Origin of the sequence: Bradyrhizobium sp. CCGUVB4N (assembly GCF_024199945.1) — a bacterium.
Classification (GTDB): Bacteria; Pseudomonadota; Alphaproteobacteria; order Rhizobiales; family Xanthobacteraceae; genus Bradyrhizobium.
In genome coordinates, this window is the sequence record NZ_JANADP010000001.1 from 798,271 (window position 1) to 816,260 (window position 17,990).

21 protein-coding genes are annotated in these 17,990 nt (G+C 63.3%); 12 read left to right on the top strand and 9 right to left on the bottom strand.

Annotated features, from left to right (window positions below):
• Positions 1-309: 309 nt before the first annotated feature.
• The 3 genes from NLM31_RS03755 to NLM31_RS03765 all read right to left on the bottom strand — a co-directional run bounded on the left by NLM31_RS03755 (position 310) and on the right by NLM31_RS03765 (position 2,716).
• Entirely contained in the window at positions 310-693 is a 384-nt protein-coding gene (locus NLM31_RS03755; protein WP_254191504.1) for a hypothetical protein, read from the bottom strand.
• 113 nt (positions 694-806) lie between these two features.
• The gene (locus NLM31_RS03760) at positions 807-1,964 is read right to left on the bottom strand and encodes an acyl-CoA dehydrogenase family protein (protein WP_254191505.1); all 1,158 of its coding nucleotides are present in this window, start codon (positions 1,962-1,964) and stop codon (positions 807-809) included.
• 68 nt (positions 1,965-2,032) lie between these two features.
• Positions 2,033-2,716 carry a hypothetical protein gene (locus tag NLM31_RS03765; protein WP_254191506.1) on the bottom strand — a complete coding sequence of 228 codons (684 nt, stop codon included), beginning with the start codon at positions 2,714-2,716 and terminating at the stop codon, positions 2,033-2,035.
• A 93-nt stretch (positions 2,717-2,809) separates the two neighbouring features.
• Between NLM31_RS03765 and NLM31_RS03770 the strand changes: the two genes are divergently transcribed.
• From NLM31_RS03770 to NLM31_RS03780, 3 genes are read left to right on the top strand one after another with little or no spacing between them, the layout of a single operon-like run.
• Complete coding sequence (locus tag NLM31_RS03770) at positions 2,810-3,451, top strand: TetR family transcriptional regulator (protein WP_254191507.1); 642 nt, start codon at positions 2,810-2,812, stop codon at positions 3,449-3,451.
• 9 nt (positions 3,452-3,460) lie between these two features.
• Positions 3,461-5,071, top strand: a complete 1,611-nt coding sequence (locus NLM31_RS03775; RefSeq protein ID WP_254191508.1) for an amidase family protein — start codon at positions 3,461-3,463, stop codon at positions 5,069-5,071.
• 31 nt (positions 5,072-5,102) lie between these two features.
• Entirely contained in the window at positions 5,103-5,849 is a 747-nt protein-coding gene (locus tag NLM31_RS03780) for a hypothetical protein (protein ID WP_254191509.1), read from the top strand.
• On the opposite strand, the gene plsY is transcribed toward NLM31_RS03780, so the two are convergent.
• Positions 5,846-6,532 (bottom strand): glycerol-3-phosphate 1-O-acyltransferase PlsY, encoded by a 687-nt coding sequence (gene plsY, locus NLM31_RS03785; protein ID WP_254191510.1) that lies wholly within the window; start codon positions 6,530-6,532, stop codon positions 5,846-5,848. The genes NLM31_RS03780 and plsY overlap by 4 nt on opposite strands.
• Before the next feature lie 43 nt (positions 6,533-6,575).
• On the bottom strand, positions 6,576-7,556 hold the full coding sequence (locus tag NLM31_RS03790; protein WP_254191511.1) for a prolyl oligopeptidase family serine peptidase: 981 nt from the start codon (positions 7,554-7,556) through the stop codon (positions 6,576-6,578).
• Positions 7,557-7,733: 177 nt separating this feature from the next.
• On the opposite strand from NLM31_RS03790, the gene NLM31_RS03795 reads away from it, so the two are divergent.
• The 5 genes from NLM31_RS03795 to NLM31_RS03815 all read left to right on the top strand — a co-directional run bounded on the left by NLM31_RS03795 (position 7,734) and on the right by NLM31_RS03815 (position 12,252).
• A complete protein-coding gene (locus tag NLM31_RS03795) occupies positions 7,734-8,756 on the top strand; it encodes a serine hydrolase (RefSeq protein ID WP_254191512.1) in 1,023 nt (340 codons plus the stop codon).
• Between the two features lie 142 nt (positions 8,757-8,898).
• Entirely contained in the window at positions 8,899-9,930 is a 1,032-nt protein-coding gene (locus NLM31_RS03800) for an alpha/beta hydrolase (RefSeq protein WP_309143667.1), read from the top strand.
• Between the two features lie 152 nt (positions 9,931-10,082).
• The gene (locus tag NLM31_RS03805) at positions 10,083-11,045 is read left to right on the top strand and encodes a tetratricopeptide repeat protein (RefSeq protein ID WP_254191513.1); all 963 of its coding nucleotides are present in this window, start codon (positions 10,083-10,085) and stop codon (positions 11,043-11,045) included.
• A gap of 60 nt (positions 11,046-11,105) precedes the next feature.
• Positions 11,106-11,636 (top strand): hypothetical protein, encoded by a 531-nt coding sequence (locus NLM31_RS03810; RefSeq protein WP_254191514.1) that lies wholly within the window; start codon positions 11,106-11,108, stop codon positions 11,634-11,636.
• A 202-nt stretch (positions 11,637-11,838) separates the two neighbouring features.
• Positions 11,839-12,252, top strand: a complete 414-nt coding sequence (locus tag NLM31_RS03815; protein WP_254191515.1) for an SRPBCC family protein — start codon at positions 11,839-11,841, stop codon at positions 12,250-12,252.
• A gap of 108 nt (positions 12,253-12,360) precedes the next feature.
• Here the strand turns inward: NLM31_RS03815 and NLM31_RS03820 are convergent, their stop codons facing one another.
• Positions 12,361-12,852: a hypothetical protein gene (locus tag NLM31_RS03820; RefSeq protein ID WP_254127985.1), complete on the bottom strand. Its 492-nt coding sequence runs from the start codon at positions 12,850-12,852 to the stop codon at positions 12,361-12,363.
• 255 nt (positions 12,853-13,107) lie between these two features.
• Here NLM31_RS03820 and NLM31_RS03825 point away from each other — a divergent pair, with 255 nt between their 5' ends.
• Positions 13,108-13,257 (top strand): hypothetical protein, encoded by a 150-nt coding sequence (locus NLM31_RS03825; RefSeq protein WP_254127986.1) that lies wholly within the window; start codon positions 13,108-13,110, stop codon positions 13,255-13,257.
• A 134-nt stretch (positions 13,258-13,391) separates the two neighbouring features.
• Here the strand turns inward: NLM31_RS03825 and NLM31_RS03830 are convergent, their stop codons facing one another.
• From NLM31_RS03830 to NLM31_RS03840, 3 genes are all read right to left on the bottom strand, one after another.
• Entirely contained in the window at positions 13,392-14,243 is an 852-nt protein-coding gene (locus NLM31_RS03830) for a L,D-transpeptidase (RefSeq protein WP_254127987.1), read from the bottom strand.
• A gap of 142 nt (positions 14,244-14,385) precedes the next feature.
• Positions 14,386-14,631, bottom strand: a complete 246-nt coding sequence (locus tag NLM31_RS03835) for a hypothetical protein (RefSeq protein WP_254127988.1) — start codon at positions 14,629-14,631, stop codon at positions 14,386-14,388.
• Positions 14,632-14,760: 129 nt separating this feature from the next.
• The gene (locus NLM31_RS03840; protein WP_254127989.1) at positions 14,761-14,970 is read right to left on the bottom strand and encodes a hypothetical protein; all 210 of its coding nucleotides are present in this window, start codon (positions 14,968-14,970) and stop codon (positions 14,761-14,763) included.
• A gap of 180 nt (positions 14,971-15,150) precedes the next feature.
• Here NLM31_RS03840 and NLM31_RS03845 point away from each other — a divergent pair, with 180 nt between their 5' ends.
• From NLM31_RS03845 to NLM31_RS03855, 3 genes are all read left to right on the top strand, one after another.
• The gene (locus NLM31_RS03845; RefSeq protein ID WP_254191516.1) at positions 15,151-15,840 is read left to right on the top strand and encodes an aspartate/glutamate racemase family protein; all 690 of its coding nucleotides are present in this window, start codon (positions 15,151-15,153) and stop codon (positions 15,838-15,840) included.
• A gap of 102 nt (positions 15,841-15,942) precedes the next feature.
• Positions 15,943-16,365 carry a RidA family protein gene (locus tag NLM31_RS03850; protein WP_254191517.1) on the top strand — a complete coding sequence of 141 codons (423 nt, stop codon included), beginning with the start codon at positions 15,943-15,945 and terminating at the stop codon, positions 16,363-16,365.
• A gap of 371 nt (positions 16,366-16,736) precedes the next feature.
• Complete coding sequence (locus NLM31_RS03855) at positions 16,737-17,984, top strand: serine hydrolase (RefSeq protein ID WP_254196131.1); 1,248 nt, start codon at positions 16,737-16,739, stop codon at positions 17,982-17,984.
• Positions 17,985-17,990: the final 6 nt, after the last annotated feature.

Here is a 17,990-nt window from a genome sequence, read left to right on the forward strand (position 1 = left end):
GGTCCCAGAAATTGCTTAACAACAAGAGCGGATGGGCTCCGTGTTTCCACGGATTCGCTACGGCCCTTTTGCATGACTCAATGCGGTAAGCGCATGGAGGGATTGATCGTTCGCTATCGGCAGAGACAAAGCGACGCGGCGTCGCGCGCAGGCGACTAGCGGTTTTCGGCAAGGATCGCCTTGCCGACATCCTCGTAATGCGTGTCGTGGGCCCGGATCTGCCGGGCGATGGCATGCATGTCACGAAACCGTTGCTCGAACGGATTGCAGCCTGGCGTTGGGGTGTCCGCTTCAAGGCTGAAGCATCGGCTACCGGCGACACTGGCGGATGAAGGTTACATTCCTGGCGTACAGGTACGTGTAAGGGTCCACCTGTTCGAGCGCGTGGTGCTTCATCACCCAGTCCCGTACCGGGGGCGCATAGGCCGACATCATCAGCTGAGTTTCGCCGGGATTGATGCTGCGGTCACCGTGATGCGCGGCGTGGAACATGAAGTAACCGCTCGGGGTGATACAGATCTTGTTGAGGGGAACGACCCCGAGGACCGTCGTGCAGGACGACTTGCAACGACCGTCGATCACCACGCGGTCATACTCCGCATTGATGTGCGTATAGGTGTAGATGTGCGCGGCGGTGTTGCCGCCGGGGTCGTGAAGATAATAGACTTTCTCCGCGTGGGCGGAGCCCGCCATGACTAACGTCAAGAGGGCCGTACCGATCACAGTTGGAAGCCGGCGCATATCACCCCCTTTTGTCGCGATTCCTGTAGATGCATGCGACCGCAACGCTGTTGTGATATGCTACTTCAGGATGCGGGCGACGACAAAATCACCTTGCCGACATCCTCGTAATGCGTGTCGCGCGCCTGGATCTGCTGGGCGATCGCATGCATGTCACGAAACCGCCGCTCGAATGGATTGCTGCGGAATACGGCGGTGGCGCCGGCCATGTGATAGGCGGTGTCGACCACTTTTGCCGATTGCTGGATGGTCCAGGTGGAAGCGAGGCGGACGGCGCTGCGATGCGCCGGGCTGAAAGTGCCTGTCGCGGAGAGATCGCGCCACATCGCATTCGCCGTCGCATAGAGATAGGCGCGGGCGGCGCGCAAATCCGCCTCGGTGCGGCCGATCAGGCCCTGGACCGCCTGGTTGTCGCGCATGGCGCTGGCCGCCAGCGACTGGTGCTTTGCGCGCGCCAGCGCAATCGACGCATCCAGCGTCGCGCGCGCGACGCCGAGCGAGACCGCTGCGAAGCCGAGGCTGAAGGTTGAACTGGTCGGGAGCCGGTAGAGTGGGCCCGGCTCGCGCAGGGCGCTCGGCACGTCGCGGAACACGGCGAAGCGATCGGGAATGAAGAGATCCTTCACCTCGTAGGAATCGGTTCCGGTGCCGGCGAGCCCGATCGCCTGCCAGACATCGTGCATCACGGCGCTCGCGAGCGGGAACAGGATGGTGCGCATCTCCGGCGAACCGTCGGCGTTCTTGCGCGGCGTGCCGTCGGCATTGACGATGCGGACATGCGCGCCAAGCCAGCTCGCCTGCCGCGAGCCCGAGGCGAAATCCCAGCGCGCGGTGACGCGGTAGCCGCCCTCGACCGCGCGCGCCTCATGCGCCACCGCGCCCCAGGCGAGGATGCCGGGCGCGGTGTTGAAGATCTCGTGCGCGCTGCCGTGGTCGAGGCTGGCCGCGATCATCGCGCAGACGCTGCATTGGCCGAGGCACCAGGCCGTGGATGCATCGGCCTTCGCGATCTCCTCCAGCATCTGCATGAAGATCTCGGGCGGCGCTTCCGACCCGCCGAGGTCTTGCGGCAGCAGCGCGCGATAGAGCCCGTTCTCGATCAGCGCGTCGACGACGGCAGGCGTCAGCCGCCGCGTCCGCTCGATCTCGTTGGCCTGACCCGCAATCAGCGGCGCGATGGCCCGCGCCCGCGCGACGAGATCGACTTCAACGGTTCCGTCCATATCCGCGTTTCCTCGCCCATTCTGCCGTGAGCGGTGAAACGCGATGGTGGTCTATCTGCGCAATTCAATCAAGTCGCAACGGCAGTCGTCGCGTCGTCTTTCCGGGCCAGCGAGAAGAAAAGGCGGGCCGACAGCACGAAGGCGAGGACAAAGAAGATCGTTCGCGCCAATGCCAAAACCTTGGCCTGCTCGGGCGGCACGACCGAGATCAGGATGCCGAAGGGGATGTAGCACCAGAGCACGATCGCAATGATGCGCCCCATTTTGCCGAGGCGGAGAAAGCCGAGCGAGAACAGGAACGTCGCGAGATAGCTGGCGTGAAACTTGACCTGAGAGGCGACCATCTGGACTTCGCCGTCGGCGGCCGAAACTGGCAGGCCCGTCTGGAGCGCGTGCACAACAGTCATGATGTGATGATTTTCCAGCGAATCCAGCAGCAGTGTCAGCATGGCAGCGGCCAGCGCGACGCCGATCAGCCGCGAATCCACCAGCCCGCGCAACCGGGCGGCCAGCGCCACGAAGAAGGCGCCGTAGAAAACCATGAAGAGATTGTCGAGGCCGAGATTGAGCCGAAGCCCCAGGACCGCAAGCGGCGAGGCAATGAAGGCGCGGTAATCGTCGATCGCGCGTGCGCTCTGGAAAAAGTCCTGCGAGCTGTGGGTCGCGAGGATGGAGGCAACCATCGCGGCGACTGTCAACGCTGCGAGACTGGCGAGCAGCGCCAGCGTGCGGTCCAGGCTTTTCTGATCCATGTTATATGCCCTCTGAGAAACCATCGATGCAATACAAATATCAATTGATATTCGAATATCAAGTGATATTTGAAGACGAGAGAGAATGTCCGCGTGGCGAAGCTGAATCGCGAAGAGAGCCAGGCTCGTACCAGGGGCCTCCTGATCGAGGCCGCCCGCCGGGAAATCGTGAAAAAGGGCTTTGCGACAGCCTCGATCCGCGACATCGCGGAGGCTGCGGGCTTCTCGCTGGGCGCGATCTACTCGAACTTCCCAGACAAGGAAGCCATACTGCTCGAACTGATCCAGCAGCATCAAGCCGAGGAGCGGGCGCGGATCGAGGAGAATTTGGCGCGCGCGCAAGGCGACGCCGATGTGGCCATGGCGGGCATCGAGGCGTGGGCGGAGACAGTCAATTCCGACCCTGATCTCGGCGTGCTCGCGATCGAACTGCAATTGCACGCGCTGCGGAGCCCCGCATTCGCGAAGGTCTATAACGAGTCGAACCGCAAGCATCGTCGCGCGCTCGGCACGATGATCGCGCATCTGTTCGAACTGTTCGGCAAGAAAGTGCCGGGAGAACCGTCGGAGATCGCGAGCGGCCTTGCCGCGCTGAGCCGCGGGCTCGCACTCTCTCCGACCGGTGGCGATGACGATCGCGGCGGGCGCATCGTGCTGACCTTCCTCAAGGCGCTGATTGAAGCCGCCCCGTCCGTGGACAAGGCGAAGAAGTCGCGCGGCAAGACAGGCGAGTAGAGGCGCGTCATGAAGAAGCCGACCCGAGGCGTCGCAGCGCTGCCCGAGCTGAGGCTCGAGGACGCGCCGATGAGCGACATCATCGATGCGTTGGCAGGCGGGCAGGTCACCGCGACGGCGCTCACCAAAGCCTATCGCGCGCGGATCGCAGCCTACGACCGTGCCGGGCCGGCGCTCAATTCGGTCCGCGCCCTCAATCCCGATGCGCTCACCATTGCAGCCGGGTTCGACGGCACCAAGCCATCAGCCAAGCGGCCGCTCGCGGGCGTGCCGATCCTGGTGAAGGACAACATCGCGACCTCCGACAAGCAGCCGACGACGGCGGGCTCGCTGGCGCTGGAGGGCGCACGCGCGAAGCGCGACGCCACCGTCGTCAAATTGCTGCGGAAGGCCGGCGCGGTGATTCTCGGCAAGGCGAATTTGACGGAGTTCGCCAACATCCTCGCGATCGAGATGCCCGCGGGTTACTCATCGCTGGGCGGTCAGGTCAAAAACCCCTATGCGCCGGCGCTGATGGGAGAATACGACATCCCGGTCGTGGTCCCTGGTGGCTCCAGCTCGGGGTCGGCGGTCGCCGTCGCGGCCGGCCTATGTGCGGCCTCGATCGGCACCGAGACCTCGGGTTCACTGCTGTATCCTGCAAGCATGAACGGGCTTGTCACGGTGAAGCCGACCGTCGGCCTGATCAGCCGCGCCGGAATCATTCCGATCGCGCACAGCCAGGACACCGCAGGGCCGATGACGCGCACGGTGCGCGACGCGGCGATGCTGCTCAATGTTCTGGCGGCCCAGGACCCGCTCGATCCCGCGACAAAGCGGCAGCGGCGGCCGGCCGATTACACCGCAGGCCTCTCGCGCGACGCCATGAAGGGCGCGCGTATCGGCCTGCCGGGCGACCCGGCCGATCCGCTGAACGATCGCTACTACGGCAAGCTGCAACCCGGTTGGGCCAAGGTGATGACCGAGACGATCAAGGTGCTCGAGGATCTCGGCGCCGTCATCGTGCGCGCCAACATGCCGACGCGTGGCTGGCTCGGCGGGCCGGGCACGGGCATGGCTGTGCTCAACCGCAATCCGTTGAGCATCAACAAGGGCAATCCGACCGGCTCGCCGATCGTGTTCCTCTACGAGCTGAAATACGGCCTCAATCTCTATCTCAAGGATTGGGCGACCAATACCGACATCAAGACCATGGCCGACATTATCGCCTTCAACGAGGCGCACGCGAAGAAGGCGCTGCGCTTCGGCCAGGATCTGTTTCTCGCCGCCGACCTCACCAGGGGCGACCTGAGCGAGCGCGAATACAAATCCGCGCGCGCGATGGACCTGCTCGCCGCCAGGACGCACGGCATGGATGCCTACATGAACCGGCACAAGCTCGATGCGGTGCTGTTCCCCGGCAGCAGCGGTTGCGTGATCTCGGCGAAGGCGGGCTATCCCAGCGTCATGGTGCCCGCGGGCTTCGTCTCCGGGGCCGGCGACAAGGAGACGCCGGACTATCCGCTCGGCGTGAGCTTTGCGGGACGTGCCTGGAGCGAGCACAAGCTGCTGCGTCTCGCCTATGCCTATGAGCAGGCATCGAATAGGCGCAAGCCGCCGCCAGGGCTGCCGGCGCTCTGAACCTCGGCGGCGTGGCGCACGACCAACTCCCATGCCGATCGTCAGAATTCTCCTGATCCTGCTCGCTTTCGCGTCGCCCGCATTCGCGCAGGACGGTGCGCGCGATCTGGCCGCCGCGCGCGATGCCGCGAAGGCCTTCAAGGCCTATGTCGATGGCGTCGCGAAGAAGGGCGAGCGGCCGGATCTGACCCGGCCGGAGATCGCAGCCTTGCTTGGCCATGTCTTTGATCTCGACGCCCTCGCCGCGCTGCCGCCCGTGCAGGGCAGCGACATGGGCTGGCTGATGGACTGGACGGACACCGCAAACCAGACCCACAAGCTGTTCATCTTTTACGGCGCGAAGCCGGGGCCGCAGCCCGATTTCGCTGCGCTTGGGCGCAACATGACCGAGTATGGCGACCAATACGCGGTGGCGATGAGTTTCATGATCCGCGGCATGGCGCGCGAGGCGGAGGCGGGCCAATTGTTCTGGAGAGAGCTCCCGCCGGAGCAACGCACCCGCATCCGCGAGGAAGGAATGACAGGCTTTCGCAAGAACAGCGCCGTCTACATCCTGACCACGGTCTGCGCGGCGATCCAGGGCGCTAGCAAGCCCGCCAACGCGCGGCTGGTGGCGGCTGCGCTGCGCGACACGCGCGACGTCTGGGCAAGCTTTCTGCTGCCGCAGGATCGGGCCCGCGTGATCGCAGAGCTCGCAGACCTCCCGAAATGGGCGCCTGACGAGTTGGCGCGCGCCGATCTCGCCACCTTCACGGCCGCGCTTCAGGCGGTGAATTAGACCTGCGCTTCGGCTTTCACGTCCGGGCTGCTTTGGCCCAGCCGCGGCTCCGTCCCCGCCAGCAGCCGTTCAATATTGGCGCGATGGCGGATGATCACGTAGAGGCCGCCTGCGATCACCAGCAAGCGATAGGGCAGAGGGTGTTCGAAGCCGCAGACGAGGACGATCGCCGTCAAAGCCGCGAGCATCGAACTAAGCGAAACGATCCGCACCAGCGCCAGCACGGCGCCGAACACGGCCGCTGCACCCAGTCCCACCGGCCACGACATCGCCAGCAGCACGCCGAGCCCGGTTGCAGCCGATTTGCCGCCCGTGAAGTTCAGCCAGATCGAGCGGCCATGGCCCAGCAGCGCGGCAATGCCGGCGAGACACACCGCCCACGGCACCCAGACTTGCAGATCGGTCGCGGCCGGCGGTGCCGGCGATAGTTCGGCGGCGAGCCAGGGGCAGAACCAGCGCGCCACGACGACGGCAGCCGCGCCCTTCAGCACATCGGCGATCAGCACCGCGAGCGCAGGCCATTTGCCGAGGGTCCGCAACACATTCGTGGCGCCGGTGGACCTGGAGCCGTGCTCGCGAATGTCGATGCCCCTGAGGAGCTTCCCGGCCAGATAGCCCGAGGGTATCGAGCCGAGCAGATAGGCGATCACCAATCCAGTCGCGCCTGCAATCCAGAAAGCCATCGTTCTCTTTCCAGCGGATGTCTGTGCCGTGTCCCGGCGGGCTTTAGGGTTTCCGCTCGGCAGCGAGATGATCGCGAAGGAAGCTCACGATACTCGCGTTGAGCTCGTGATGAAACGCGGTTCTGTCGAAGCCCGGCGGATCGGTGCATAGCCGCGGCAGTTCGGCGGCGAATTTCTCCGTGCACGGCGCCAGGAATCCAAAGTGGCCGGCGGGCATGACGCGCACCTCCGGCTTGCCCGGCAGGCTGCTCGCCGTCAGCACCACATTTTTGGGATCGATGCCACCGCCCCCCGATTTCGATCGCCAGATCAGCAGGGGAATGTGCACGTCGGTCAGTCCGTCCGCAGAGAACATGAAGTTCAAAGCGGTGTCAGCGAGCACCGCGGCGCGAATGCGCGGATCGTGCTGCGGCTCGGGCGGAATGTCGCCACGACGAAACTGCTCGCATCCCGGCGAATGGTTGCCCTCGGTGCAGAGTCCCGTAATCTTCTGATAGTCCGGCTTGGCACCCGCCAGGATCAATCCGGTATAGGCGCCGGCGGAAAAGCCAAAGAAGCCGATCCTCGCGGGATCGATCACCGCGCGATCGCGCCACTCGTTCAGCATGAAGTCTAGCAGGCGGATCGTCTCTTTCGGACGCGCGGCGATGATGGACAGGCTGTCGCTCTGTGAACGGTCGGCGCCGTTGTCGCCGGGATAGTTGATGGCGGCGACGACAAAGCCGGCGTCGGCGAGCGCCTGCGCCGTATCATCGTGTCCACCGAACCAGCCGCCGCGGCCATGCGCGATGATGACGAGCGGCAATCCGCTCCCGGACACCGGGCAATCCTTCACGCCCTGCAAGGTGGTGATGAAATTCATCGAGACCTTGCCGAGCGGCACAGGCTGCGGCTCCGCCGCGCAGGGATACCAGATCGCGCCGGCCAAAGTGGGATCGGTGTCCAGAAGCTGCAGACCTGCCGCATGCGCGGACGAGGCCAGGCCAAAAAACAAAGCCAGGCAAAACAAATACAACCGGCGCATCGACGCGGCTCCAAAATGTGGCGTTGACCTAGTGGAGTAAAATGGCCGGACTGTGTTGCACTCAGGCATTTGCCTACAATGAAGGCTCCTGCAAAACCTGCAACGCCGCAAAACGGTCACACACGGAACGGCATCCTTGGGTTGCTCGTCGTGGGCAAGGGTGGGGGAGAGCCTGACATGCGGACATGGATCGGCGTCATCGCGGCCGCGTGTGCTTTCGCTTCAAGTCCTGTCGCGGCCGCGCCTGCATCCGGTTGCGGCATTCCGCACGAAATCCATGACGGATGGGCGATGAGCTCGCCGGACAAGCAGGGGCTGAACGCGGCGCTGCTCTGCGCGATGGACGAGGGCATCAGCGGCGGCAAGCTCGCTGATGTCGACGACATCGTCGTCATCAGGCACGGCGTGCTCGTCTATGAGCGCTACTATGATTATCCGCATCAGATGAATTACGACCCGACCACGCGGCACAACGGTTATTCCATGACCAAGAGCGTCGTCTCGCTGCTGGTCGGCATCGCCATGGATCGCGGCCTGATCAAGGATCTGGACGCGCCGATCTCGTCGTATCTCCCCGATTATGCGGGGTTGGGCGCATCCGACAAGGATCGGATCACGCTCCGCCATCTCCTGACGATGTCGGCAGGATTGGGCGCCGAGCGGGCTCCCGGCGTGTCCTTCCAGTACAACAATGCGGAAACGGAGCTGATCGGCACCATCCTGAAGAAGATCACCGGGAAGGGCGTCGATGTGCTGGCCCGGGACAGCATCTTCGCGCCGCTCGGCATCAAGGATGTGGCCTGGTACAAGACTCCGGTGAGCGGCCTTCCGACGTCGGCGAGCGGGCTGAGCCTGCGGCCGCGCGACTGGGCGAAGATCGGCCAGCTCGTGCTCAACCGCGGCGCCTGGCAAGGCAAGCAGATCGTCTCGGCCTCCTGGGTCGATCAATCGACCGCCGAGCACATCAAGACCACGGAGCCGCATTCCTACGGCTACCAATGGTGGGTCGGTCGCTCACAGGACGGCGATCGCACCATCGAATGGGCCGCCGCGAAAGGCTTCAATTCGCAGAAGACTATCATCATCCCCGCGCTCGACATGGTCGTCGTCTTCAACGCGGGGCGGGAATCCAAGCACATGGTCGCACCCGAGCTGGATCTGCTGGATCACTACATCCTGCCGGCGACGTTGCGGAATTGATCGCGGCCATTGCGGCGCCGCGCTGGTGCGCACGGTCGCTTATGCAGGCCGTGCATAATGATATTTTGACCTGACATTGGATTTTCGCTGATCCGGCCGGCACCTTCTCCGCAAGGGCCCAATTCCTTCCGGGGAACGCGACATGTCCGATGATGATCAGGCAGAACGTCCATTTGATCCGAGGCTGACGCGGCGTCGCCTGATGTCGCTCGCAGCGGCGACCACGGGCGCGATCGGTTCGACGATGCTGGATTTGCCCGCTCTTGCCGAGGAGACGACGACCGTGCACAGCGACCAGATCGAAAAACTATTGCCGGGCTTTCGTCGCAGCCGCATCAGGACGGATGGCGCGGAGATCAACACGCTGGTGAAGGGCGAGGGCGCGCCGCTGCTGCTTCTCCATGGTCATCCCCAGACGGTCGTGTGCTGGCACAAGGTTGCCCCGAAACTGGCCGAGCGGTTCACGGTCGTGCTCACTGATATCAGGGGTTATGGCGATAGCAGCAAGCCGGACGGTGGCAAGGACAGCATCAACTATTCCAAGCGCGAGATGGCGCGCGATCAGGTCGAGGTCATGCGCGCGCTCGGCTTCGAGCATTTTTATGCGGCCGGTCACGACCGCGGCGGACGCGTGCTGCACCGGTTGCTGCTGGATCATCCCGCTGCGGTCACCAAGGCTGTCTTGCTCGATATCGCGCCGACCGCGACGATGTATGCGAAGGTGACCAAGGATTTCGCCATGCGCTACATGTGGTGGTTCTTCCTGAGCCAGCCCGCGCCGCTTCCGGAAACCCTGATCGGCAACAATCTCGATTTCTATCTGCAGGCGCACATCAACAAGCAGAACAAGACGCTAGGTGCGATCGATCCGGTTGCGCTCGAGGAATACCGCCGCTGCTATACGCGCGAGACGCTGCACGCGGTCTGCGAGGATTATCGCGCGGCCGCGGGCATCGACCTGCTCCATGACGCGGCCGATTCGGACAAGCGGATCGGCTGCCCCCTGCTGGTGCTCTGGGGCGAAAAAGGCGTCGTCGGATCGACCTACGACGTGCGCGCAACCTGGCGCGAAAAGGCCGTCGATGTGCGCGGCGAAAGCCTCCCTTGCGGACATTATCTGCCCGAGGAGGCGCCGGAACTCGTCATTGACAGGCTGGGCGGCTTCTTCACCTGATCGCACACGGGAAGCAGGACCGTAAGGCGAACATCGCAGGGGACGCCGCCCTGCCGGGCTCGCTCCGGTAACCCCATCCGCATTGAACCTGTCCGGCCCCCGGGCGCACCAAAAGCGCGTATGCCCCGAGAACTGCGACGAAGGAACGCGCGATGAAGGCCTTGAAAGCATCGATCCGTGTCGCGGTGACCGCGCTCGCATTGACCCTGTCACTCAGCGCGCCGTCCCGGGCGGGAGAGGATGACGCGGGCACGCTCACCCTGCAGATGAAAGAGCTCTATCGGGCCGGCAAGTACATCGAAGCGCTGCCGCTCGCCCAGAAGGCGCTGGCCCTGCGCGAGAAGGAGTTCGGCGCCGATGACGCCAACGTCGCGATGCCGCTGAACGATCTCGGCACGATCCACTACAATCTCGGCCAGTACGCGGTCGCCGAGCCGCTGTACAAGCGTGCACTTGCCATCAGGGAGAAGACGCTCGGTCCGGCGCATCCGGAAGTCGCGATGGTGCTGAACAATCTGGGCGACCTCTACCGCGCGGAAGGGCGTTACGCGGACGCTGAACCGCTTCTCAAGCGGTCCATCGCCATTGACGAGAAAACGATCGGTCCCGACGATCCGTCGATCGTGCTGCCGTTGAGCAACCTCGCCGCCGTCTACAGCGGTCAGCGACGGTACGACGAGGCCGTGCCGCTGTTCAAGCGCGGGCTGGCCGTCCTCGAGAAGGCCAACGGTCCCGACGACCCCGAAGCTACGGTGCTGATGAGCAACCTCGCCGACGCCTACATCAATCGTCACCGTTATGCCGATGCCGAGCGGCTGCTCAAGCGCGCCATGGCGGTGACGACGAAGGCGTATGGACCCGACCATCCCGACGTCGCGCAGGCGCAGAACAATCTGGCCGCGCTCTACGCGCGTCAGGGGCGCAACGCCGATGCCGAACGGCTGTTCAAGCAGTCGGTGGCCACCATGGAGAGGACGCTCGGTCCGAACCATCCGGATCTCGCCGATGTCCTGGAGAACCTGGCCGGTCTCTACAAGGATCAGGGGCGCTACGCCGATGCCCGGGAGGTCATCAAGCGGTCGATGGCCATCCGCGGCAAGACGGGCGCGATCTGAACCGGCCGGTCGATCCGCTTTCGTGTAGGGATCATCCGCGGATCGCGTTGGGAGCTTGTCATGGCGACGCACGCAAGGCTGCTCGGAATCGTTGTCGCGCTGTCGTGGCTCGGATTGTCTGCGGCAATGGCGGCCGGCGGCCCGTCGAAGGAGATGTGGCGCGGCGCCTGGACGCTCGAGATGGACCGTTACGATCGGCCCTGGCTCACCTTTTTCGACACGAACCGCAAGACGGTGTTTCGCTTCGGCTGCGGGACGCATTACGAGCTGGATGCGGTCTATCCGGGCGAAGCGCCGCGGCAGGAGCACACCGCGGCCACGATCACGATCGGCAACGGCAAGACGCAGATGGATTTCGCCGGCTTCACCTATGCCGGCCCCGAGTCCTTCCCGCCGAACACTGCGATGTTCAACCAGGCAGACCTTGGCCATCCCGAACTTGCCGAAGGCAAATGGGGGGCGCTGGAAACCCGCGTCCTCGATCTCCTGGGCTCCGGCCAACCCCTGACGATCTCGGCGGAGGGCAAGAGCTACGTGCTGCCGCCGACCAGCGCATCGCGCTGGCGCGCGCGTTTCCAGAAGGTTTGCTGAGGCGCCGACCGAAGGCAAGCGGCGGCGTGCGCCTTTTCGGCAACATCTTTCTCGTCGCATTTTTTGTCGCATTGACGGTCGGGCCATGTCGGCATCGACTGGTCTCGACCGTCCTTGGGTCGACACGTCTCGGGCGTCCTGTACAGACCCCCTACGTGACGTCGTCACCTCGAGCCGTCAAAATCGAACTGGAGCAATACCCATGAGGATCACCGTCGAAACCAGCGTCGCCGCCCCCATCGATCAGGTCTGGCGTGCCTATACGACGCCTGCGGACATCGTGAAGTGGAACGCCGCGTCGGACGACTGGCACACGACCAAGGCGACGGTCGACCTGCGCGAAGGCGGCGTGTTCTCGTCGCGCATGGAGGCCAAGGACGGCAGCATGGGCTTCGACTTCGCCGGCACCTACACCAAGATCGTCGAGCACAAGCGGATCGAATACGCGTTCGGCGATCGCAAGGCCGAGGTCGAATTCGTGCCCGAGGCAAAGGGCGTCGTCGTCCGCGTCGCCTTCGATGCCGAGCAGACGCATTCGGTCGAGCAGCAGCAGGGCGGCTGGCAGGCGATCCTCGACAGCTTTAAACGATACGTGGAAGCGAAGAAGGCGTCGTAGGGCGCGTATGGGGCAAGAGACGGGGAAGCCGGCGCACGCCGTCGGCTCCCTTGTGGGATCTGGCGGGGGTCAAAAGGCGGTGTCGACAATGTCGCTGGACATCACGTCTTATGATGCGGCCGGCCGCGCACTGCCCAGAATTGCGTCGGCCTCTTTTAAGCGTGCTTCTACCCCCGTCCTGTCCAGCGTTGCCCGATATGTGAATGTACCGCGACCAAGCGACAGGATGACTTGTTCAGGCCTGATGAATCTGTAGGCCAATTTCTGAAACAGGGTTTCGGGGATGCGTTCGGTTCTCGCATCCACCGCGGCGTACAGATCAAGCGATACTGCGATCTCGCGCCGCTCCTGGGCGGCCAAAGCGTTCAGCGCCTGCCGGACGAAGAATGCAGCGTCCTCACGCGTGAGGCGGTACTGCGGCCCCTCGCCATCAGCCTGAAGTTCAACCCAACGCTCCGTGATCTTGAGCGACAATCCATTGGAGAGTTCAATGCGATGACTCGGCTCCCATCCGAGAAGCTCGCGGAGCCGGGTCGTGAGCCGCCGCCATATCGCCGCGATGTCGCGCAGCGGACTTTCCAAGCTGTTCCGATTCGTCATCTCGCTACCAGCTGGCCAATCGTCAAGCTCCCGCGCTCATCTATAAGTGCGGCCGAGGCCGGTTGCAATTTCATGAAGCTGCGCCACAATTGGGTGATAGGCCATTCCGCCATCATGGTGGCGGAGAAGCGCCAAGTGTACAAAGGAGATTGGGCTTCAGTTGCGTGATCTCGCGAAATAATGAGGGACCTTATGGACGCGAACTCAGCCACAAGATTCAAGCAGCACGCAGAACGGGCTATTGCGGAGTTGTCCTTGGCGCTCACGCTCGCCAAAGAAGCCGCTCCAACAGATGAATTTTTGAGATTAAGGACATCGGTTGGCGATATCATCGCTCGGGTAGACACCCTGCTTCTCGATAATATCCATAACGATCACCCCCACCTGGATGACATGAAGCGCTAATCTGTTGGCGTCTGCTTCAGGTTTCAGGCAGACGTCGGACCAGGGGCCGTTGGACGCTCGCTATTGGCCGCGAGCTGACTTGAAAGCTGCGACTTGAATGTCTGCTCGCTCTCACTCGCAGACCAAGGACAGCGCTACTGCGCCTCGGCGATCTTCGGTCCGGATGACAGCATCTGCGCATTGGCTGCCGAGGGCCGCCTCGACGGCGACGCCGGATCCGGCGACCGGACCGCGGCGTCGGGCGTCGCGCGGGCAGCGGCTGGTGGAAGCACGATCACTTTCGCGCCGACCTTCACCCGCTCGTAGAGGTCCGTGACGTCGTCGTTGGTCAGGCGGATACAGCCGGACGAGACCCGCTTGCCGATCGTATCGGGCTTGTTGGTGCCGTGAATTCGATACTCGGTCTCGCCGAGATACATCGCCCGGGCGCCGAGCGGGTTGGTGGGACCGCCTGCCATGAACCGCGGCAGATAGGGCTGACGCACGAGCATCTCTGTCGGCGGACGCCAATCCGGCCATTCGGTCTTGCGGGCCACGGTCTGCTCGCCGGACCATGTGAAACCTTCGCGGCCGACGCCGATGCCGTAGCGCATCGCTTGGCCGTCGTTCAGAACGAGATAGAGGAACGTGTTCTTGGTATCGATGATCACGGTGCCCGGCGTCTGGTGACTGGCGTAGTCAACCACCTGCCGGACAAATGCTCCGGGACCATCGGTGGCTTTTGGCGGTTCGACCAGAGGGGCCGGGGCCGGGGCGGGAACCGGAGCCGGCGTTGGCGCTGAGACATGAGCCGGTGTTGCCACGTAAACCGCAGATGACGATGCCTGGGCCTCGTGCACGGACGGCTTCCGCGTCGGTTGAACTGTCTCTGGGTGAGACAGCAAGCCGTACCCCAGCGCGGCGACGGCCACAGCGCCAATGGCAACTCTCGCGGCCATTGGTACTGCGAGCGTCTCCGCCTTTCCACGCTTGGCCCGCTTCGCCATATTTCTCTCCGGATCACGATGCCCGGAAGAGGTACCCAGCAAATTTTAAGAAACCTCGAAGCGATTTCCGTTCGGGCTGGAACCGTTAAACGTCGTTAACGCCAACTCCTGTTCGGCCATGCAGGCGTTGGGAGCAACGCATTCAGCAACCCCGACAAATGCCGCTGATCTTGCGGTCGACATTGGCATCCTCCTGATCGAGGAAATCCAAGGGACCCATCGTCGTTGCCGGGATATCGGCGGCATGCGGCTGGCGATGGCCGACCGGCGCTGTCCAGGGTCTTGTGGTCGTTTCCTTTCCGGCCACCGATGGATGGAACGATTGCGCAGACGCGGCGCCGATCGTCGATGCGAGGACGAGCGCAACCAAGAGTTTTGAGGTGATCATCGCGGCCTCCAGATGCCATTCCGCGCGCAATGCGCGGTTCTGACATTCAGATTTGCGTCGGAGACCCGTTATTCCGCTCGTAGCGGAGGCGTGATGCCGCCGTGACCGAGCCTTCCGGCCGGCGTCGCGTCAAACCGGCGCCTTCCTGCCGATCAGGCCGAACACGATCATGACGAGGCTGATGCCGCCGACGACGCCGGAGACCTCTCCGACCGTGCGCATCAGGGCGACAGGATCATTGGACCACAGCGTCATGTCGCGCATCGACAGGAAGAACAGCACGGCCAGCACCAGCAGCACGGTGCCCACCGCAATCAATCGCCAGTTTCGCTGTCGCATGCGAGACACTCCCCGTATCGCTCGCGGACGGGCGAAGCCGTTTACCCTGCAGGAGATAGTGTCGCCGAGGCCGGATCGGGTTCAACCCGCTGACATGGAGCCGTTCGCTCCGTGCCGCGATGGCGGGCGTCACCGTCTTCGTCTACGATCCCTGTGAACCGGATTTCGAAAGGCAAGGGGATGCGAACCATCGGCCTGATCGGCGGCATGAGCTGGGAGAGCACCGCGCTCTATTACAAGCTCATCAACGAACGCGTCCGCGATCGCATGGGCAAGCTGCATTCGGCGCCGCTGCTGCTGTATTCCTACGACTTCCAGGAGATCAAGGAGATGCAGTACTCCGGCCGCTGGGCCGAGGCGGCGGCAAGCCTCGCGGACGTGGCCAGGCGGCTCGAAAGCGCGGGCGCCGGTGCAATCATTCTGTGCACCAACACGATGCACAAGCTGGCGCCTGAACTCACCGCGCAGCTGACCATCCCCTTCATTCACATCGGCGACGCCACGGCGCAACGCATCCGGGCCAAGGGATATCGGCGGGTCGGGCTGCTCGGCACCAAGTTCACCATGGAGGAAGACTTCTACATCGACCGTCTCCGTGCGCATGATCTCGATGTTCTGATTCCGTCTGCCGACGAGCGCGCCGACGTGAACCGCATCATCTACGACGAGCTATGTCTCGGCGTCGTCGCAGAGCCCTCGCGCCGCCGCTATCAGGACGTGATGGCCACGCTGGTGGCGCGCGGCGCCGAGTGCATCATCCTCGGCTGCACCGAGATCACGATGCTGGTGGGGGCCGCCGATACGTCGGTCGCGACGTTCGATACGACGGCCATTCACGCGGAGACGGCGGCGGATTTTGCGATCGGGTGAGGGCAATGTCGGTGGAGGCTCGATAGGTCGATTTTCCCATTGCCGGCTTTCTGCTCTACTGTCGTGGCGTCGCTGACTGGCGCTCTGGCCAAGGGAGCTCTCATGAGCCGAACGATGCATGTTCCCACCGGAATCTTCGATAGCTCGCGATATGGCTTCGCGCAGGTCGCCACTGTCCCCACACCGTTCGGCGACATCGTGTATGTGTCCGGCCAGGTGGCTTGGGACGCAGATCAGAACGTCATTGGAGCCGGCGACATCGGTCGTCAACTCAGCAAGAGTCTCGAAAACCTCAGCGTAGCGCTGGGGACGGTCGGTGCGACCCTCGATCAGGTCGGCGCGTTGCGGCTCTACATCAAGCAAACCCACATGCACGAGGGCGAGGCAATCAGCGCTGCTCTCAAATCGGTGTTCGGCGATAACCCGCCGTGTACAACCTGGATTGGAGTGCCAAGCCTCGCCAGGGAGCAATTCCTTGTCGAGGTGGAGCCGTCGGCGGTTTTTCTTGTGCGAGGCGGCGGATAGCAGCTCTGGGGCCGGACGCGGATATCGACCCGGGCGCGCCACCCGTCAAACTCCCAAGTGCCGGCCCCTGACCGCAGTCGTTAAGTGGTGCAGCTTGTAGGATGGGTAGAGCGAAGCGAAACCCATCAAACTTCCTTCACGATCGGGTCGAGCTAGTGCGCCCGTCTGTTTAGACGATGGGTTTCGCAACGGCTCAACCCATCCTACGTGCACCATGCTGACACCGTCTAGCCGTGGTGATAGCATGCTCTCCTCACATGCCTGCAAAGTCGTTCTGGTAAATGCGTACGCAAGAACGTTTGAGGAGGCTAAGTCCAGTGAACTGGGGAGCGCTCTGCACGCCGCGCGGTTGCTGCAGGCTTTTCTTGCCCGTGATCGTTGTCTCCGCGGTCTGGGCGCCCTTGGCATGCGCAGAGGACGTCCAAAGCTCTTCCGGCGCGGCGGGACCGGTTTTTTCAAATAGCGGCCCCGATGCTGATATCTACGGCGCGGCGTCCGGCTATCCAAAGGGCACGCGGGCGACCACCACACAGCTTGACAAGCTCGTCGGAGCCTACAGCCACTTCGACGAGATTTATCCCTCTCGCCGGATCAGTCGCGCGGCGGTACCCTGGCAATTCAAGCGCGCACCAGAGCCATCAATCGCCTACAGTTTTGGCACCGAGCGGCTGAGCATCGGGGATTACCTCAAGCGAAACCCGGTGACAGGACTCCTGATCGCCAGGGACGACACCATCCTGTACGAGCACTATCAATATTCGCGGACCGATCACGACCGCTTTCTTTCGCAATCGATGGCCAAGACGCTGGTGTCGATGCTGGTCGGCATCGCGGTCTCGGAGGGACGGATCAAGTCGATCGACGACCTTACCTCAACTTATGTCCCTGGCCTCGCGGGAACGGAATATGGAAACACATCCATCCGAGCCTTGCTGAATATGTCGTCGGGCGTCGAGTTTTCGGAAGTCTATGACGGGCACGACGATATAGCCCGGCTTGGGCGAGCGTTGTTCGTTGAAGAGACAAAAGATCCTGCCGCCGTCATCGCGCAATTCAATACCCGAATCGCGCCGCCGGGTACCAGATGGCACTACGCAAGCGTGGAAACCGAGATCCTGGGCCTGGTCCTGCGCTCCGCTACTGGCACGCCGGTTGCCGACTATCTCCACGATCGGATCTGGGATGCCATCGGCACCGAAGCGGATGCTTCATGGGCGATAGATGGCAGCGGCCAGGAGATCGCGTTTTGCTGCTTCAACGCGACCTTGCGCGACTATGCGCGCCTGGGTCGGCTGCTTGCACATGATGGCGCTTGGGAAGGTCGTCAGCTGATCCCCCGGCAGTGGTTGTTGGATGCCACGACCGTCAGGCCGAGCGACGGCTATCTTGCTCCGCGCGTGGCCACACCCTATTTCGGCTATGGCTATCAGGTGTGGATCCTCCCTGGCGAGCAGCGCAGATTTGCTCTGCTTGGCATACGCGGTCAGGTCATCCTGGTCGATCCCGTCTCGAAGCTTGTGATGGTGCACACTGCCGTTCGTCAGAAGCCGTCCGAGCCGGGAGCGCTCAGAGAACCGCTCGCGCTGTGGTTCGCGGTGCTTCAACAGATCGGGCAATGACGATCT

Excerpts from the sequence above, each read along its gene's own strand:
- NLM31_RS03755 (WP_254191504.1), bottom strand. The coding sequence starts at position 693 with ATGGCGGGCTCCGCCCACGCGGAGAAAGTCTATTATCTTCACGACCCC.
- NLM31_RS03760 (WP_254191505.1), bottom strand. The coding sequence starts at position 1,964 with ATGGACGGAACCGTTGAAGTCGATCTCGTCGCGCGGGCGCGGGCCATC.
- NLM31_RS03765 (WP_254191506.1), bottom strand. The coding sequence starts at position 2,716 with ATGGATCAGAAAAGCCTGGACCGCACGCTGGCGCTGCTCGCCAGTCTC.
- NLM31_RS03775 (WP_254191508.1), top strand. The coding sequence starts at position 3,461 with ATGAAGAAGCCGACCCGAGGCGTCGCAGCGCTGCCCGAGCTGAGGCTC.
- NLM31_RS03780 (WP_254191509.1), top strand. The coding sequence starts at position 5,103 with ATGCCGATCGTCAGAATTCTCCTGATCCTGCTCGCTTTCGCGTCGCCC.
- plsY (WP_254191510.1), bottom strand. The coding sequence starts at position 6,532 with ATGGCTTTCTGGATTGCAGGCGCGACTGGATTGGTGATCGCCTATCTG.
- NLM31_RS03790 (WP_254191511.1), bottom strand. The coding sequence starts at position 7,556 with ATGCGCCGGTTGTATTTGTTTTGCCTGGCTTTGTTTTTTGGCCTGGCC.
- NLM31_RS03795 (WP_254191512.1), top strand. The coding sequence starts at position 7,734 with ATGCGGACATGGATCGGCGTCATCGCGGCCGCGTGTGCTTTCGCTTCA.
- NLM31_RS03800 (WP_309143667.1), top strand. The coding sequence starts at position 8,899 with ATGTCCGATGATGATCAGGCAGAACGTCCATTTGATCCGAGGCTGACG.
- NLM31_RS03805 (WP_254191513.1), top strand. The coding sequence starts at position 10,083 with ATGAAGGCCTTGAAAGCATCGATCCGTGTCGCGGTGACCGCGCTCGCA.
- NLM31_RS03810 (WP_254191514.1), top strand. The coding sequence starts at position 11,106 with ATGGCGACGCACGCAAGGCTGCTCGGAATCGTTGTCGCGCTGTCGTGG.
- NLM31_RS03815 (WP_254191515.1), top strand. The coding sequence starts at position 11,839 with ATGAGGATCACCGTCGAAACCAGCGTCGCCGCCCCCATCGATCAGGTC.
- NLM31_RS03820 (WP_254127985.1), bottom strand. The coding sequence starts at position 12,852 with ATGACGAATCGGAACAGCTTGGAAAGTCCGCTGCGCGACATCGCGGCG.
- NLM31_RS03830 (WP_254127987.1), bottom strand. The coding sequence starts at position 14,243 with ATGGCGAAGCGGGCCAAGCGTGGAAAGGCGGAGACGCTCGCAGTACCA.
- NLM31_RS03835 (WP_254127988.1), bottom strand. The coding sequence starts at position 14,631 with ATGATCACCTCAAAACTCTTGGTTGCGCTCGTCCTCGCATCGACGATC.
- NLM31_RS03840 (WP_254127989.1), bottom strand. The coding sequence starts at position 14,970 with ATGCGACAGCGAAACTGGCGATTGATTGCGGTGGGCACCGTGCTGCTG.
- NLM31_RS03845 (WP_254191516.1), top strand. The coding sequence starts at position 15,151 with ATGCGAACCATCGGCCTGATCGGCGGCATGAGCTGGGAGAGCACCGCG.
- NLM31_RS03850 (WP_254191517.1), top strand. The coding sequence starts at position 15,943 with ATGAGCCGAACGATGCATGTTCCCACCGGAATCTTCGATAGCTCGCGA.